The sequence below is a fragment of the Mesorhizobium sp. B1-1-1 genome (genome assembly GCF_006442955.1).
Taxonomy (GTDB): Bacteria; Pseudomonadota; Alphaproteobacteria; order Rhizobiales; family Rhizobiaceae; genus Mesorhizobium.
This window is the reverse complement of record NZ_VFWW01000002.1, coordinates 216,427-230,725: the sequence shown is the minus strand read 5'-3', so window position 1 is coordinate 230,725 and position 14,299 is coordinate 216,427. Positions and strand designations below refer to the sequence as shown.

Annotated in this window: 14 protein-coding genes; 6 read left to right on the top strand and 8 right to left on the bottom strand. The window is 62.9% G+C overall.

The genetic code is table 11. The annotated features are described in order from the left end of the window. Window positions 1–39: 39 nt before the first annotated feature. Complete coding sequence (locus tag FJ986_RS04125; protein WP_140632303.1) at window positions 40–957, top strand: NADP-dependent oxidoreductase; 918 nt, start codon at window positions 40–42, stop codon at window positions 955–957. Between the two features lie 192 nt (window positions 958–1,149). Here the strand turns inward: FJ986_RS04125 and FJ986_RS04120 are convergent, their stop codons facing one another. Then, on the bottom strand, window positions 1,150–2,055 hold the full coding sequence (locus tag FJ986_RS04120) for a LysR family transcriptional regulator (RefSeq protein WP_140673480.1): 906 nt from the start codon (window positions 2,053–2,055) through the stop codon (window positions 1,150–1,152). 117 nt (window positions 2,056–2,172) lie between these two features. On the opposite strand from FJ986_RS04120, the gene FJ986_RS04115 reads away from it, so the two are divergent. The 4 genes from FJ986_RS04115 to FJ986_RS30680 all read left to right on the top strand — a co-directional run bounded on the left by FJ986_RS04115 (window position 2,173) and on the right by FJ986_RS30680 (window position 4,638). Beyond that, on the top strand, window positions 2,173–2,595 hold the full coding sequence (locus FJ986_RS04115) for a DoxX family protein (RefSeq protein WP_140623962.1): 423 nt from the start codon (window positions 2,173–2,175) through the stop codon (window positions 2,593–2,595). A 45-nt stretch (window positions 2,596–2,640) separates the two neighbouring features. Next, window positions 2,641–3,513 carry an NmrA family NAD(P)-binding protein gene (locus FJ986_RS04110; RefSeq protein WP_140673478.1) on the top strand — a complete coding sequence of 291 codons (873 nt, stop codon included), beginning with the start codon at window positions 2,641–2,643 and terminating at the stop codon, window positions 3,511–3,513. A gap of 688 nt (window positions 3,514–4,201) precedes the next feature. Next, entirely contained in the window at window positions 4,202–4,351 is a 150-nt protein-coding gene (locus FJ986_RS30685; RefSeq protein WP_246681757.1) for a TMEM175 family protein, read from the top strand. Beyond that, complete coding sequence (locus FJ986_RS30680; RefSeq protein ID WP_224684699.1) at window positions 4,348–4,638, top strand: hypothetical protein; 291 nt, start codon at window positions 4,348–4,350, stop codon at window positions 4,636–4,638. The genes FJ986_RS30685 and FJ986_RS30680 overlap by 4 nt, the downstream gene beginning before the upstream one ends. A gap of 55 nt (window positions 4,639–4,693) precedes the next feature. Here the strand turns inward: FJ986_RS30680 and FJ986_RS04100 are convergent, their stop codons facing one another. The 7 genes from FJ986_RS04100 to hisS all read right to left on the bottom strand — a co-directional run bounded on the left by FJ986_RS04100 (window position 4,694) and on the right by hisS (window position 13,802). Further along, window positions 4,694–5,149 (bottom strand): VOC family protein, encoded by a 456-nt coding sequence (locus FJ986_RS04100; RefSeq protein ID WP_140673476.1) that lies wholly within the window; start codon window positions 5,147–5,149, stop codon window positions 4,694–4,696. Between the two features lie 21 nt (window positions 5,150–5,170). Then, a complete protein-coding gene (locus FJ986_RS04095) occupies window positions 5,171–6,934 on the bottom strand; it encodes an MOSC and FAD-binding oxidoreductase domain-containing protein (protein ID WP_140581195.1) in 1,764 nt (587 codons plus the stop codon). A gap of 28 nt (window positions 6,935–6,962) precedes the next feature. Next, complete coding sequence (locus tag FJ986_RS04090; RefSeq protein ID WP_246681756.1) at window positions 6,963–7,778, bottom strand: DUF427 domain-containing protein; 816 nt, start codon at window positions 7,776–7,778, stop codon at window positions 6,963–6,965. A gap of 432 nt (window positions 7,779–8,210) precedes the next feature. Next, window positions 8,211–9,983, bottom strand: a complete 1,773-nt coding sequence (locus tag FJ986_RS04085; RefSeq protein WP_140673473.1) for an AMP-binding protein — start codon at window positions 9,981–9,983, stop codon at window positions 8,211–8,213. Between the two features lie 244 nt (window positions 9,984–10,227). Next, entirely contained in the window at window positions 10,228–10,926 is a 699-nt protein-coding gene (hisG, locus tag FJ986_RS04080) for an ATP phosphoribosyltransferase (protein WP_140673472.1), read from the bottom strand. Next, the gene (locus tag FJ986_RS04075) at window positions 10,923–12,044 is read right to left on the bottom strand and encodes an ATP phosphoribosyltransferase regulatory subunit (protein WP_140673471.1); all 1,122 of its coding nucleotides are present in this window, start codon (window positions 12,042–12,044) and stop codon (window positions 10,923–10,925) included. Before FJ986_RS04075 ends, hisG begins: the two co-directional genes overlap by 4 nt. 255 nt (window positions 12,045–12,299) lie before the next feature. Continuing rightward, window positions 12,300–13,802 carry a histidine--tRNA ligase gene (gene hisS, locus FJ986_RS04065; protein WP_140673469.1) on the bottom strand — a complete coding sequence of 501 codons (1,503 nt, stop codon included), beginning with the start codon at window positions 13,800–13,802 and terminating at the stop codon, window positions 12,300–12,302. Window positions 13,803–14,051: 249 nt separating this feature from the next. Here hisS and FJ986_RS04060 point away from each other — a divergent pair, with 249 nt between their 5' ends. After that, a complete protein-coding gene (locus FJ986_RS04060) occupies window positions 14,052–14,297 on the top strand; it encodes a hypothetical protein (RefSeq protein ID WP_140673467.1) in 246 nt (81 codons plus the stop codon). The last annotated feature ends 2 nt before the right edge of the window (window positions 14,298–14,299 follow it).

Below are 14,299 nucleotides of genomic sequence, written 5' to 3'. Positions count from 1 at the left end.
ATTACCCCGAACCAACAAATGTCTGAGGAGACAATTCCCATGAAAGCGATCGTAGTGACGGACCAGGCTGCAGGAACGGCCGGGATGAAATTGGTGCAGCGGCCCGAGCCGCAGGCGGCGATAAACGATGTCGTCGTCGAAATTCATGCGTCGGGGTTCGTCCCGACCGAGCTGACGTGGCCCTCGACCTGGACCGATCGCGTCGATCGCGACCGGACGCCATCGATCCCCGGGCACGAACTGGCCGGAGTGGTCACCGCCCTCGGCTATGGCACGACCGGGCTCTCGGTAGGCCAGCGGGTGTTCGGCCTCGCCGATTGGTATCGCGACGGCACCCTGACGGAGTATATCGCCATCGAGGCCCGCAACCTCGCGCCACTGCCGGGCGATGTCGACTTCACGGTGGGCGCTAGCCTGCCGATCTCGGGCCTGACCGCGTGGCAGGGACTGTTTCAGCACGGCCGTCTTCAGGCGGGGCAGAGCGTCCTTGCGCATGGTGCGGCCGGCGCCGTTGGGTCGATGGTGACGCAGCTCGCACGAGAGGCCGGCGCCTACGTCATTGGCACCGGACGCTCTGCCGACCGCCAGAAGGCGCTCGACTTCGGCGCGAATGAATTCGTCGACCTCGAGAACGACACCCTGGAAGACGTGCGCGGCGTCGATCTGGTGTTCGATGTCATCGGCGGCGACATCCAGAAGCGGTCCGCGGGCCTGATCCGAGCCGGAGGCACGCTCGTGACCGTCGTCGGCCCGGCCGAGACGCGGCCCGTGGATGGCCTGGCGGTCGACTTCGTCGTCGAGTCCGATCGTGCCCAGCTGAGCGAAATCGTCCAGCGGGTGCGGGACGGACGCCTGCGGACAAACATCGGCAAAGTCGCGACCCTCGACGAGGCGATCGCGGCCTTCAACTCGACCGAACGACGCGCGGGGAAAACGGTCATCCGTGTTCGCCCGTGAGGACTTGGGGGAGAGAGGACGGTTCCCCTCTCCTCGATTTCGTCCAGACGGGCGGCTCCGGATAGGCTGCGAGCAGCGAGATCTCATGTCGAACCCGGTTGTTTTCAGTGTCGCATTCTGTTGGCCCGCGACCGCCGACCGGCAGACATACTCAGGATGGCAATTTCGGGCGGGACGAAGATGTTCGTCCCGCTATTCGAGATACGGCGCCAGTACATCTTCGATCCATTTCATGAATGCGCGGACGCGGCGCGACAGATTGCTGCGATGTGCTACGACGAAGGACACGGGGATCGCCCGGCGACGCAAATCGGGCATGATCTCCACCAGCGCTCCACTCTTCAAGTATTGGCCAATCCCCAGAAGCGGCGCTTGAATCAGGCCAAGGCCGGCGACGGCAGCAGCGTCGTAGGTCTGCGCGCTGTTGACGTGTAGCGCGCCTGGCAACTGAAGCGTCGCGTAGCCGTCGCCGTCCGGATATTCCCATCCATGCGGTCTCGCGCCCAGCATCGTCGAAAAATGAATTGTCCGATGTTCCTGGCGCTGGAGGTCGTCCAGCGACCGAGGGACGCCATAGCGCGCCAGATAAGCGGGACTGGCGGCGTTGACCATGCGCAACAGGCCCAACGGGCGGGCAATCAGCGTCTCGTCTCCGATGGGACCAAGTCGCAAGACGCAGTCAAACCCCTCTTGAACCAGATCGACTTGCCGGTCGGTACTCGACACCTCCAGCTCCAACTCGGGGTGAGCCGCCATGAACTCCGGCAAGGCCGGCACGATCGTCGTGCGCGCCACTTCGGTCGGAAGATCGACCCGTAAGCGCCCGCGAAGCGCCACGCGATCGCCGGCGAACATCGAGTGCAGATCATCGACTTCAGCCAGCAGATCGCGGGCACGGGCATGAAACGCGCGCCCGTCCTCCGTCAGGCGCACGCTGCGCGTCGTGCGGTGCAGGAGCCTGGCACCGACGTCTTCTTCCAGCTTCCGGACCGCCGTCGAGGCCCTCCCCTTCTGGATGCCCAGGCTATCGGCCGCGCGGGTGAAGCTGCCCATTTCCGCTACCGTTATGAAAATGAGGACGTGCTCGAGATTCTGCATTTTCGTACCTCTATTGTTTTTTATAAAGAGAACAGTTGGTTCATTTTTTCAGTGTTTATCACACTCAGGAGGCACAGTAAGTTTCGGATATGGGATCTCCCCATCGGAGAACGAGAAGTGTCCGAAACCATGAACCCGCGTCAGGCAGCAGAAACCGTGACCTTGCATCGCGCCCTGTGGGCCGGCCGGATCATGAGCGCGCTTGTCGTTATCGCTCTGGTGGCAGACGGCACCATCCAGCTTCTCGCGCCGGCACAAATCGCGAGCATGTTGCAGGAAACCGGGTTCACGATGGACCTGACCCGTGTCGTGGGGCCGATCATACTCGCCTGCGCCATTCTTTACGCCATTCCGGCCACCGCCGTCCTCGGCGCGATCCTGGTGACGGGCTTTCTGGGCGGTGCCATCTGCGCCCACGTCCGCATTGGTGAGTTGGGATCGCCGCCGGAGATCATTTCCCTGTTTCTGGGCGCGCTGGCGTGGGGCGGCCTCTATCTGCGCGATCCCCGAGTCCGGGCCATTCTACCGCTCATCCATTGAACCAACCGGGGCAGTGCCCTGTCCCTCGACATCAGGAGAAAACACATGTTTCTAGTACTGGGAATCACGGGAAAAGTTGGCGGCGCAACGGCAGAACATCTGTTGGCGCACCGCAAGGATGTACGCGCGCTCGTCCGCAATCGCGAGAAGGCGGCCAACTGGGCGAACAAGGGCGTGGAGCTGGTGGAGGGCGATTGGAATGATCCGGCAGCCATCGAGCAAGCGCTCGGAGGCGTCGAAGGCGCGTTCGTCATGTTGCCCCCTGTCTGGGCGCCCTCGCCCGATTACAAGGAAGCAAAGGGCGTGATTGCAAACTATGTCGAGGCGCTTACCAAGGCAGCGCCGCCGCGCGTGGTTGCGCTTTCGTCGATGGGCGCGAACCGAACCAGCGGGCACGGGGTGATCACGGCCCTGTCGCTTCTGGAGCAAGGTCTTCGCGACCTGAAATCGCCAATCGCATTTGTGCGCGCCGGCGGGTTCTTCGAAAACTTCCTCTACGGCTTGCAGGTCGCGCAGGGCGGAACGCTACCGGTCTACTACAATCCGACAAACCGGAAATCGACCATGGTCGCGACGAACGACATCGGCGCGGAGGTCGCATCCGTCTTGACCGGGCCGGCGTGGTCAGGGCAGCGCGTCATCGAGGTTGGTTCGATGGTCACCGCCGATGACGTCGCGGGGCAGTTGGGTGAAGTCCTCAATCGCGACGTGAAAGCCTTTGCAATCCCGCGTGCAGGCTGGGCGGAAGCCTTCGAGCAATTCGGCATCCCCAAGGGCCGCTCCGGACCTGCCGAAGAAATGTTCGAGGCCGTGAACGCGGGATGGATGGACCTCGGCGCCGCGAGTACGGAGCACGTAGCCGGTACGACGTCCGCACGAGATGTGTTCGAGGCTGCACAGAACGCCGCCAAGGCGTAAGTCCGGGAGAGACGGAGACTTCCCGCTTCTGCGTTAGACAACGCGCGGGAAGTGCTCAACTGTGAAAAGAAACGCGAAGCAGCTCGGAAGCGGATGTGGCAGGCGAAAACAAGACATGCCGGTTGGCGCGCTTACGAGCGCCCGAACGTCTATGAATGGCAGGCGCGCTGATCGATCCGCTGCCGGTGCTCTATTATTCTTCCTCGAGCCCCCTCTACGGGGGGCGGTGAAGGAGTGAGGGCTGAGGTCGGTGTCCTCCAGGCTTGAGGTCGGCGCAAGGCGAATGCGCGTTTGTTGGACGGCTGCTATGCGCCTCTTTCCCGCCATTCAGCAAACTTCAAACGTTCCCGAAAGTGGTCGTTTTCGTCTGCGTTCATGGCGGCAGAGATGTGAGCCGGATCCGAGCGGATCATCGATCTTCATTGCCTTCCCGATTGGCGCTTGGTTTGAGTGACACGGGAAGACGCTATCTCGCAAGACCCTGAATGCCGGAACTCCGAGCCGAGATAGGTAAGTCGACAGCCAATTGACGTAAATATCTTGCCCTGCGACTCTAGAAACGACTGAGCATGTTCTCTGATGGCGTATTCGCCGTTCTCATCACCGTGCTGGTGCTGGAGTTGAGACCACCCGGTCAGCCGACTTTCGTTGCATTGCTATCCCTGTGGCGACGTGGCTGAGTTACGCCGTGAGCTACATCTTCATCGCCATCGTCTGGGCCAATCACCACTACCTCATGCGCTACGCTCGCGAGACGACACCGCACCTCATGTGGTTCAATTTCGCGCATTCGTTTTCGATCTCACTGCTCCGCTATCCACTGCTTGGATGGCGGTGAGCGAACTCGAGCCGCAGCCCGTAGCCTTTTACGCAGCCGCCTTCTCTCTGGTGAATGCAACCTACATCGGGCTGATCTGGGAGCTGCTCGATCGGCGAAGCAGCGTCAAGATTTCGCCCAAAGTACGCAGGCTCATGCGCGTCCGATCCTTTACGACCTTGGCCCTCTTCGGCGTGGCTGCAATGATTGCGCTGAAGTACCCCCTTGCGGGCTTGGGTCTCTGCATCTGCTGTCTGCTCGGCTATTTGAATCCCGAACCGCCAATGGCTGAAACGCGGCGAAACTGACAAAAGTAGGCCTAACTCCGCAGCGTTTTTGCGATTTCACAGCGCTGCTCGCGCATCACACATCAGGGTGTCCCCGTTCCTGCAGCACCCAAGTGTTGCCATCTGGATCCGAGAAGCCCGCGAAGCTGGCATAGTCGCGGTGGTTGGGGTCGAAACCTGGGGCGAACGCCCCACCCCAGCCGTCGATCGGAGCCTTGTGCTTGAGTTCGCTGACTTCGACTCCGCGTTCGAGCAACCGGCTTCGCGCAGTCTCAATATCCGTAACGACAAGATAGATGTTGCGAAGCGACCCTGCGGGCGCGTCCGTAACGCCTCTGCCGAATTGTATTGAGCAGTGGGAGCCAGGCGGCGTGAGCTGGACCACACGGAAGGTGGTGTTCGGCGCATAGTCGACATCGAGCGCAAAGCCGACCCGGTCCACATAAAACCGGAGCGCACGATCGATATCGCTTATCGGCAGTGTGACAACCCCAAGCGATAATATTCCGAACGCGGCTGTGCCAGACTTCATAGTCCGTCCCCTTCGATTAGCTTACAAATCGATGACTAGATCACGGGTCGGTTGCGAGCAGCAAATGAGAAGGTTGCCGTCGGCCGGCCTTTCAAGCGGTTCAGGCTCATAGGCGATCGCGCCTGATATCAACCCACTTTCGCAGTTGTGACAAACACCGGTTCGGCATGACCACCGGGAGGGAACGTCACAGGCCTCTGCCAGCTCCAGAATGCTCCGGTACACTGAAGGGTTCCAATGGGCGGCTACACCACTTCGAGCGAAGGAGACCAGCGGACCGGCATCGGTGTCGCCTTCCGGCAGATGTGGCGCGCGCCGCTCGCTGGCAACAACACCGGGGTTCAGCGGCTCGCTCCCGTTGAAGATCTCGATACGAACGCGATCCGGGGCGACGCCCGATGCGGCTAGCGCCTCTTTCATGTCTGCCATGAAGTCGACAGGTCCGCAGAGATAGACGTCCGCGTCCTGCGGGATACTGACACTATTGAAGACCAATGGTGATAGGTGGCCGGTTGCATCAAAATCGACGCCGAGTCTGTCGACCGGGTCTGGCCTGCTATAGCAGACATAACTGCGACCATGGGGGAGACTGGCCATCAGACGGCGGACTTCGGCTGCAAAAGGATGGTGCCGTCTGTCGCGAGCCGCGTATAGCCAGAGGACCTGCCGCGTGTCCCGGGCTGCCGCCAGCGCGTATAGTATTGCCAGAAGAGGTGTCGCGCCGATGCCTGCGCTGAGCAGTACCACGGGGCTCTGCCCAGGCTGCAATGTAAAGCTTCCGCGCGGCGAGCTTACGTCGACAAGATCGCCTATCCGCACATGATCCCGCAGAAAAAGGCCGGCCGTCCCGTGCGGTTCGATCTTGACGCTGATTCTGTAGCGCTCTTCCGAGAGTGGGCCCGAGAGCGAGTAGCTGCGAAATAGCGCAGCACTGGAACGGGTCGGGCGAAGGCGCAGCACGATATATTGACCAGGTAGAGCGGGCGGGAGCGGCTTTCCATCGGGATGCCGCATCGACAGAGAGACGACGTCCACGGACTCCTGCTCTAGATCAGCCACCGCGAGCGGCTGAAATCCGGGAGCAGCAGGGTGTAACGCGGCTGGCGGAGCGAGCCCGGCATTGCCGCTCTCTACGCCGGTCGATTGGCTGCGCAGCAAAGCCTCAAAAGAACCCCGCCATCCTGGCGAAAGCGCTTTGATCCGCGCCGCGCGCTCCAATTCGACGCGGGGATGTTCCGGTGAATAAAGCAGTGCATTCAGCTCAGCGACGGTTACCCGTTCATTCGCTTCGCCCACCTTGAGGATTTCGTCGCCCGCTCCTACCTCGCCTTCTTGCAGAACTCGGAAGTAGAATCCTGGCCGGCCGCTGGAAGTCAGCAATGCCGGCATTCGGGGCTCGTCCATGCGGATGCCAACCCGGTAGCATGTGACGCGAGGTTGAGTGACCTCGAAAAGCGCGCCTCCAATACGAAATCGATCTCCGATGCAAACTGCATCGTCTGGCAAGCCCTCGACCGTGAAGTTTTCGCCGAACTGACCATAGACGAAGTCGGTCCTGTTCAGGTGCTTCTGCCAGTAGCGATATGATGCGATTTGATAGACGAAGACGGCCCGCTGCTCGCCCCCGTGCCCAGCGAGGTCGCCCTGACCGTCGCCGTCCAAATTCAATCGGCCAACGCGACAACGTCCGGCTACCGGGTTTTTGAAAATGCCGGTGTATACTGTGCGGTCATTCCAAGAGATGTTGCGCGGAAGCCCCACGTTCACGGACAATAGTCGCGCCATGCTCCGCTCCGTTAATCGCGACCGGTAGCTAGCCGCCGGCAATCATTTCGGGGCCTCCACCAGGTGCCCGCTCCAACTCGGCCACATCGAGATTTCGATCAGGACCGTGAGGGACGACCGTCTGGCCAGGCTGGAGATGAAGCTGAACGTCGTCGAGGAAGACCGAAACTATGTCCGGCTCAAACGACACAAGGTTGGAAATGCGGCGGACTTCGGGATAGGCGTCGGTGTAGGACCATGCCGCCTGACGAGCGTCGCCAATAGAATAATAGCTGCAGAGCCCTTTGTAGGGACAGAACGTCTGAAGCTTTACCGCTGTGAGGGAGGACTCGTGGATGTCATCACGAGGGACATACCAGCGTGGAGCGAACCCGGATTCGTAAAGGCCCAATGGATGCCTGGTATCCGCAACGACGCGGTCGTTGTAGCGGACCACGAGGTGACGAGAACTGTGTCGAATATCTATGCGATGGTATGGGTCGGCAGCATGACCCAGGATTCGTTCGTCTTCTTCGTAGAAGGCATCCATGGCGCGCCATGCGAACGCCAATCGTCCCTGGAGTTCTGTTGCATGGGCAGGGAGGTTCGTGTGTTGCCACGCTCCTCTGACGGCCACGTGTTGCTCGCCTACCCGGACAGTGTACCATGAAGTAGACCCAAGATCAGGATGTTGGGTGATCTGCTCTGTCCGCTCCAACACATGTGCTGAAATGTCGGACTCCGGAAAATAAGCTACCGGGTAGCGGGCGGGTTCAAACAGTAGGAGAACGTCGTTGCTTTCGGCAACCCAAACCCCGCCAAACAATACGCGCATGCGCCGGCGCAGCCGTTCCACATATAACATTCTCTTGGGCAACGCTTCGGGGACGAGAAACCGACCGATGGCTCCCGTCGAGAGAGGACCTTGTTGCCAAGACAGTCCCACTGCTCAGTTCCCGATATCGCGGCAGAGCCGCAAATAGCTATTTGCAACGTAAGTCCGAGAAATTGGTTCCACCACCGATCGCAAACTTCCAGAGCGGCTCGCGCGCTCGGAAATTCGCACCCACTTCGCGGAAGATGGCTAGGCGACTGCAAGCCGGCTGAGGGACGGCCGTTCGCACGCTATATGGGTCGATCAAATCGGCGCGGCGCAGCAGCAATCGGCCATTCAACCACCCCAGCGATTGTCCAATTTGGCAGGCGCATTGCCTATAACCTGCCAGTCCGCTTTCGGCCCCGAAATGCGACATTCACACTCGTCTCGGCAACCGCACCTTCCTGCCCCGCGCTCGCCTCACGCAGTCTTCTGCGCCACCAACCCCAGCTCCTCGACCATCGCCTGGCGCATCAGGAATTTCTGCGGCTTGCCGGTCACCGTCATCGGCAATTCCGTGCGGAAGCGGATGTGACGCGGGATCTTGTAATGCGCGATCTGGCCGGCGCAGAAGGCCTTGATCTCCTGCTCGGTGGCGATCTGGCCGGGCTTGAGCACAATCCAGGCGCAGAGCTCCTCGCCATATTTGGCGTCGGGAACGCCGAACACCTGCACCTCCCTCACCTTGGGGTGTCGATAGAGGAACTCCTCGACCTCGCGCGGATAGACGTTCTCGCCGCCGCGGATGACCATGTCCTTAACCCGGCCGACGATGTTGCAATAGCCCTCGGCGTCGATGGTGGCGAGGTCGCCCGTATGCATCCAGCCGTCGGCATCGATCGCCTCGCGGGTCTTGTCCTCGTCGTCCCAATAGCCCTTCATCACGGAATAGCCGCGTGTGCAGAGTTCGCCCGGCGCACCGACGGCAACGGTCGCGCCATCGGCATCGATGGCCTTGACCTCGACATGTGGATGAACGCGCCCGACGGTCGAGACGCGTTTTTCCAAGGGGTCGTCGACGCTGCTCTGGAAGGAGACCGGGCTGGTCTCGGTCATGCCGTAGGCGATGGTCACTTCGGACATATGCATCAGCGACACCACCTTCTTCATCACCTCGATCGGGCATGGCGAGCCGGCCATGATGCCGGTGCGCAGGGTGGACAGGTCGAAGACGGCGAAATCGGGATGGTCGAGCAGGCCGACGAACATGGTCGGCACGCCGTAGAGGCCGGTGCAGCGTTCCTGCGCCACGGCGTTCAGCGTGGCGCCGGCATCGAAGCCCTCGCCAGGGAACACCATGGTCGCGCCCTTGGTGACGCAGCCCATCGTGCCCATCGACATGCCGAAGCAATGGTAGAGCGGCACGGGAATGCAAAGCCGGTCGTCGACCGTCAACCTGATGGCCGAGGTGACGAAATTGCCGTTGTTGAGGATGTTGTTGTGGGTCAGCGTCGCGCCCTTGGGTGCGCCCGTGGTGCCGCTGGTGAACTGGATGTTGATGGCGTCGTCCGGCTTCAGCCCCTCGGAGATGCGGTCGAGGCTGTCATGCTCGTCGCGCCCCGCCATCGCCAGCACATCGGCGAAATTGAACATGCCGGGCGAGTTCTCCTCGCCCATGCGGATGACGATCCGGAGCGCCGGCAGTTTCTGTGCCCTGAGCTTGCCGGGCGTGGCCGTCGCGATCTCCGGCGCCAGCGTCTCGATCATGCCGAGATAATCCGAGGTCTTGAAGCTGGCCGCGGTGACCAGAGCCTTGCAGCCGACCTTGTTCAGCGCATAGTCCAGCTCGGTGAGCCGGTAGGCCGGGTTGATGTTGACCAGGATCAGGCCGATGCGGGCGGTGGCGAATTGCGTCACCAGCCATTCCCAGCGGTTGGGCGACCAGATGCCGACGCGATCTCCCTTTTCGAGGCCCAGCGCCAGGAAACCGGCGGCCAGCGCATCCACCGTGTCGGACAGCTCGCTCCAGGTGAAGCGCTTGTCCTGGCCGACGAAGACGGCGGCATCGAGCGTGCCGTATTTGCCGGCCGTGTCGGAGAACAGCGCGGGGATGGTCTTGTCGAGCAGCGGCACGCCGCGCTCGCCCGAGACATGCGCCTTGCCGTCGACGGGCGCGACAAAGACGCTGCCGGCGCGCGCCCCGCGTCCGCGCAAACTGGTGGCGTTCTTCAGCTCGTCGAGATTGACCGGCATCGCTCTCTCCTCCCAGGACATCCGAGCCTATCAGCCTGCCGGGACGGTGGAAATCCCGCCGAAGGTAGGGCCAAGCTTCGAAGGCGGACCGCGCCGCCTTCCACGGTCATAAGAATGGCAGGGTCGTGAGAATGGCGCAGAACGAAAAACCCGCCTCGAAGGGCGGGGGCGCAAATCATCACCATACCAATATTAGTAGCATAGTGGCCGGCACAAAGCAAGAACAAAATTTGTCCGCCGCCAGCTATCCCTTCACCGAGGCCATGCTGGCCGCTATGTCGCGCAGCATCGTCTCGTCGGCCGTGGAACGCGTCTTTCGCGATGCAACGAGACACGCCTGCGACCGCAGCACGACGCCGTCGGCCAACACCTTGAGATGGTTGGCGCGCAGCGTCGAGCCGGTGGTGGTGATGTCGACGATGACATCGGCAAGGCCGGCCGCCGGCGCGCCTTCGGTGGCGCCCAGGCTCTCGACGATGCGATAGACCTGGATGCCGTGCTTCTGCGAGAAGAATTGCTGGGTCAGCCGCCAGTATTTGGTGGCGATCCTGAGCCGCCTTCCGTGACGCTGGCGGAAATCGGCGGCGACATCATCGAGGTCGGCCATGGTCTCGACGTCGAGCCAGATGTCGGGCACGGCCACCACGACATCGGCATGGCCGAAGCCGAGACGGGCGACGATTTCGGCGCGCGCCTCCCAGTCGGCGAGGTTCTCGCGCACGAGGTCCTCGCCGGTGATGCCGAGATCGACGGCGCCCTGCCCGATCTCGCCCGATATTTCGGAGGCGGACAGGAAGACGACCTCGACATTGTCCACGCCTTCGACGCGGGCGTGATATTTGCGCTCGTCACCGGGCAGGCTGATGGCGAGGCCTGCCTTCGCCAGCACCTCCAGCGCCTGCTCCTTCAACCGGCCCTTGGACGGGATCGCCAGCGTGATCATCGTGCGCGCTCCCGCAATGCCTCGATGCGGTCGAGCCAGACCGAGAAGCCGACGCCGGGGATCGGCGTCTTGGCACCGAGCAGCGTCAGCAGCCGGTCGTAGCGGCCGCCGCCGGCCAGCGGCCTTTCACCATCTTGCGCCGCGATCTCGAAGACGAGGCCGGTGTAATAATCGAGCGGGCGGCCGAAGGCCGCGTCATAGCGGATCTTTTGCGCCGGCAGGCCATTCGCCTCGACGGCCTTGGCGCGCGCCGCGAACTTTTCCAGCGCGGCTCCCAGCGAAAGCCCGGCGGCACCGGCAAAACTCTCGAGCGCCTGGGCCGCGCCATCGAGCGGCACGTCGATCGCCAGAAAGGTCTTCAGCGCCGCGAAGGCTTCGTTGGACAGCCGCACGCTGCGCAGTTCTGCCTTTTCGATCAGCCGCCGCGCGATATCGGCCGGCGCGCGTCCGGCCGAAGCCGACAGGCCGGCCTGTTCCATGCCGCCGGCTATATGCGCGGAGAGACCGTCCAGATCGCCGTCGAGCACGAGTGCCGCGACCGGGCCGGAGAGCTGGCTGTTGCGCGGCGGATTGGCGAGATCGGCAAGGGCTGCCTCCAGCATCGTCGCCGAGCCGAAGGCGCGGGCGAGCCGCATGCGCCAGCCGCGCGGCAGGCCGAGAGCCGCCAGCACCGCCTCGAAGATGGCCTGGTCGCCGAGCGTGATCGAGAGCGGCTGGCCCGGCAGCGCCAGCGACAGCAGTGCATGCGCGTCGGCCACCGAACGGGCATCGGCAGCGGCCGTGTCGCGGTCGCCGAGATCCTCGATGCCGGCCTGGAAGAACTCGTTGCCGCCTTCGCGGCGCTGGCGGAACACTTCGCCCAGATAGGAGTAGCGACGCGGCGTACCGGCCTGGCTGGCGATATGATCGAGGCAGACGGGAATGGTGAATTCCGGCCGCAGGCAGAGCGTCTGCCCGGTCTCGCTTTCGGTCAGGAAAATGCGGCGGCGCAAATCCTCGCCGGCCATATCGAGAAACGGATCGGCCGGCTGCAGCACGGCGACCTCCACCGCATGCGTGTCGCGGGTCGCGAAGAGGCCGGCGATGTCGGCCGCGATGGCGGGATAGCGGGAGGTCAATTTGCAAACCTCAGCGCTGTACGACCCTCTGGTCCCAAACCGGAGACGCCAATGATCCAGGTCAAGGCTGGTGCTCTACGGCGCCCCCCTCTGCCCTGCCGGGCATCTCCCCCTCTAGGGGGGAGATTGGCTGCTTCGCAGCTGGTGCCCTTCTTGGAATCCTGAAAATTGGCGAAAGCCATGGTGACAGCCGATCTCCCCCCTTGAGGGGGAGATGTCCGGCAGGACAGAGGGGGGCGCCGTAGAACGCGGCCTCTATTTGCCACGCGCCCTCTCCTCAGCCTGCGCCGCCAGGATCTTCTTCACCTGCGCCACCAGCTCGCTTTCCGCCACCGTGACCTGTGCCGGGCGGGCGGCACGCCATTCGGCGTTATCCGTGATTTCGGCCGACAGGCGCGCGCCTTCGATCAGGTCCTTGATCTGCAATTCGCCCTTGGCGCGCTCGTCGCCGCCCTGGATGATCGCGACCGGACAGCCGCGCCGGTCGGCATATTTGAGCTGCCCCTTCATGCCGGCGCCGCCGAGATACATTTCGGAGCGGATGCCTGCAGCGCGCAGTTCGCTGACCATCTTCTGGTAGCGGCCGAGGCTTTCGGTGTCCCTGTCCATGACCAGCACGACGACCGGCGCAATCACGTCGGTGCTGTCGAGCTTGCCGAGGTTCTTCAGCGCCGTCATCAGCCTGGAAACGCCGATGGAAAAACCGGTCGCCGGCACCGGCTCGCCGCGGAAGCGCGACACCAGCCCGTCATAGCGCCCGCCGCCGCCGACCGAACCGAAGCGCACGATCTGGCCATCCTCGTTGGGAATCTCGGCCAGGAGCTCGGCTTCGAAGACCGGGCCAGTGTAATATTCGAGGCCGCGGACGACGGAGCGGTCCATGGCGACGCGATCTTCGCCGTATCCCGCCGCCCTGACCAGGGCCTCGATGGTCGCGAGCTCGCCAACGCCCTCCTGGTAGACGGCGTTCGCACCGACGCTGGCATCCTGGCCGGCCTGCGCGTTTCGCGCCGTCGCCAGAAGAACCGCCTCGGCTTGCGTATCATTCAGCCCGGCGCCTTTGGCGAAGTCGCCCTCGCCTTCCTTGCCGCCGTCCCAGCGCCCTGGTCCCAAGAGAAGCCGCACGCCTTCCGGCCCGAGCTTGTCCAGCTTGTCGATCGCCCGCAGCACGGTCAGCCGACGACTCGTATTCCCTTCACCTCCGAGGCCGATCGCCTCGAGCACGCCGTCCAGCACCTTGCGGTTGTTGACGCGGATGACGTAGTCGCCGCGCTTGATGCCGAGCGCTTCCATCACATCGGCCATCATCATCGCCATCTCGGCGTCGGCGGCGACGCCCGGCGTGCCGATCGTGTCGGCGTCGAACTGCATGAACTGGCGGAAGCGGCCGGGACCGGGCTTCTCGTTGCGGAACACCCAGCCGGAACGGTAGCTGCGATAGGGTTTTGGCAGGCGCTCGAAATTCTCGGCGACGAAACGCGCCGTCGGCGCGGTCAGGTCGTAGCGCAGCGACAGCCACTGGTCGTCATCGTCCTGGAAGGAGAACACGCCTTCGTTCGGCCGGTCCTGGTCGGGCAGGAATTTTCCGAGCGCATCGGTGTATTCGATCAGCGGCTGGTCGGCGGGTTCGAAACCGTAGAGTTCGTAGACCGAGCGGATGGTCGCCATCATCTTCTCGACGGCGCGGATATCTTCGGCGCTGCGGTCGGCAAAACCGCGCGGCAGCCGCGCTTTCGTCTTTTCCGATTTGTCGGCCATGGATTCGCCCGGTGTTTCGTGTTGCTGAAAACTCAACAGCGTTGCGATTTTCGCAACGGGCGTGTCCTAACCGAACAGGTCCTACCGGGCAAGGCCGGCGGCAGGCGCTGTCTCCATGCATGCGAGAAGGCACGCGGGCGTTCGCCGAAACAAAAACGCACCGAAAATGAAACAATCCCGCCATCGGCGCGGCATCGTGCCGACATAATCGAGGCCGATACAGCGCACCGCAATGGAGGGGTTCGGGACATGATGAGCGCGGTGGAATTTCACGACAACAGGGATGCGTGCGACATGCCGGCACGCCTGCGCGCCGCAGATGTCCATGCTCCCAGCATGATCGGCCAGCCGGCCGGACCGTTCGAGGTACACGCCGATACCGGACCTTCCCTGCGCGACGCATTGGTGACCGGCCTGCTGGTGATCTATCCAACCGTCGCCACCGTGGTCGCGATCGTCGCCGGCCTGTTCCTGGGAAGTGCCAACGGCGCCTGAGG